General features: G+C 36.7%; 2 protein-coding genes. One reads left to right on the plus strand and one right to left on the minus strand.

Annotated elements, in window-relative coordinates:
* On the plus strand, positions 1-972 hold a 972-nt coding region (gene sohB / locus GQR46_RS18735; protein WP_240922927.1), incomplete at its 5' end, for a protease SohB.
* A 96-nt stretch (positions 973-1,068) separates the two neighbouring features.
* Here sohB and GQR46_RS18740 read toward each other — a convergent pair.
* Positions 1,069-2,403, minus strand: a complete 1,335-nt coding sequence (locus GQR46_RS18740) for a dicarboxylate/amino acid:cation symporter (protein WP_007582590.1) — start codon at positions 2,401-2,403, stop codon at positions 1,069-1,071.
* Positions 2,404-2,428: the final 25 nt, after the last annotated feature.

The raw sequence follows: 2,428 nt of genomic DNA on the forward strand, positions 1-2,428 counted from the left end.
ACTTTTGTTATCGCTATCGCAGTTGTTTTAATGCTAATAGTTGGCGCTGCAGTTAAGCCAAAGGCCAAAAAAGGTGAAATACAAATTGATGATATATCAGAGCAGCTAGTTGAACTTAAAGAAAGTTTTTTACAAAATACGTTGGGTAAAAAAGAGTTTAAAGCGCATCAAAAACAACTTAAATCAAAGAGTAAAAAAGCAGATAAAGATGAGCCTAAACCTCGTTTATATGTAATTGACTTTGTGGGTAGTATGGACGCTCACGAAGTAGAAAGCTTACGAGAAGAAATAACGGCTATTATCTCTATTGCCGATCCAAGTAAAGACAAAGTACTTATTCGTTTAGAAAGTGGTGGCGGTGTTGTACATGGCTACGGACTTGCTGCATCTCAGTTACAGCGTATTAAAAGTGCGGGTATTCCTCTAAGTGTTGCAATTGATAAAGTGGCAGCAAGTGGTGGTTACATGATGGCGTGTGTCGCGGACGAGATACTTGCAGCGCCTTTTGCAATAGTTGGATCTATTGGTGTGATAGCTCAAATACCTAACTTTAATAAAATATTAAAGAAAAATGATGTTGAATTTGAGCAAATAACAGCAGGTGAATTTAAACGCACACTTACTTTATTTGGTGAAAACACAGATAAGGCCCGTGAAAAATTTCGTGAAGAAATTGAACAAACACATGGTTTATTTAAAACGTTTGTAAGCACTCAACGTCCAAGCTTAGATATAAACTTAGTTGCGACAGGTGAGCATTGGTTTGCAACTCAAGCAATTGATAAAGGCTTGGTAGATGTTATAAAAACAAGTGATGATGCATTGCTAGAGCAGCAACATGAGCGCCAAATTTATAAGATTAAATACAAAGTTAAAAAAGGGTTGAGCGATAAGCTAGCTCTTGGCTTGAGTAGTGGTGTAAATAAAGTGGGAATAAACTTACTTTCTAAGTTTAAGTTGTTAAATCCTTAGATTAGAATCTTTTTCAGGATTCAGTTAAATTATTTTTACTCGAAAAAAACCTTGATGGATTGCATCAAGGTTTTTTTATAGCTGTATAAATGTAGCTTATGAGTCAATAGATTTATGATAATCTTCTAAGTCTTTAGCTGCATTAGGGTCGTTAAAAATGCTCTCATCTAGCTCACCTTCAGACTTGGCAACAACACAGGTAACCATACAATCGCCGGTTACATTAACTGCTGTACGTGTCATATCAAGTAATCTATCTACACCGATAATAATTGCAATCCCTTCTACAGGTAAGCCAACTTGGTTAAGTACCATTGCCAGCATTATTAAACCAACACCAGGTACGCCTGCTGTACCTACAGAGGCAAGTGTTGCTGTTAATATAACCATTAAATAATCAGATATTGTCAAATCGACACTAAACACTTGTGCAATGAACACGGTAGCCACACCTTGCATGATGGCAGTGCCATCCATGTTAATGGTAGCACCCAGTGGGATAGTAAATGAGGCAACCGAGTTATTAGCACCTAACTTTTTAGTAGCAGTTTCAAGTGTAATAGGCATAGTTGCGCTTGAGCTCGAGGTACTAAATGCAAATAAGCATGTGTGCTTCATTTTTGCTAAGAAAATAAGCGGGTTTAAGCCCGTTAATATTTTTAAAAGCAATGTGTAGTTTACAAAAGCATGTAATAACAGTGCAAGCACTACAACGCCAAAGTACTTCGCTAAGCTCACAATTAAGTTAAGCTCAATTGTTGTAAACAGTTTTGCCATTAAAAAGAACACGCCATAAGGGGCAATATTCATTAAAAGCGTAACTAGTTTTAAAATCACAGTGTTTAAATCTTCAAATACGGTAGCAACACGTTTTCCTGCTTTACCACTTAATGCCATTGCTACACCAAATAAAAGTGCAAACACAATAACTTGAAGCATATTGCCTTTGGCCATTGCTTCAAAAGGATTTGTAGGAAACATATCTATAATTACACGTGCAAGGGTAGGTGCTTCTTTAGCATCGTAGGTTGCATTAGATGGCAAGCTTATACCTTCACCCGGGCTAAATAATAAGGCAAGTGTAATCGCCACTGTTATAGCAATAGCTGTAGTTAATAAATATAAACCAATAGATTTACCACCTAGGCGGCCTAGTTTTTTAGGGTCACTTAAGCTACAGGTACCACAAACAAGCGATACAAAAACAAGAGGCACAACTAACATTTTCAAGCTGGCAATGAATATTTGACCACCAACATGGAAAATACCATCAACAAAAAAGGCTTTAATTGGCAAAGAGAATAACCCAAGTGGTATTAGATAATCGTCTTCACCAGCTAATATAGCCTGAAATATAAAACCTACAGTAACCCCAAGCGCCATACCAATCATGATGCGAGTGGTTAAACTCATTGAACGGATTTTTGACATATTTCCTGATCTACATTTTATAAAT

It is taken from the genome of Pseudoalteromonas sp. Z1A6 (assembly GCF_011378745.1).
In the GTDB taxonomy this organism is placed as follows: Bacteria; Pseudomonadota; Gammaproteobacteria; order Enterobacterales; family Alteromonadaceae; genus Pseudoalteromonas; species Pseudoalteromonas arctica.

Excerpts from the sequence above, each read along its gene's own strand:
- GQR46_RS18740 (WP_007582590.1), bottom strand. The coding sequence starts at position 2,403 with ATGTCAAAAATCCGTTCAATGAGTTTAACCACTCGCATCATGATTGGT.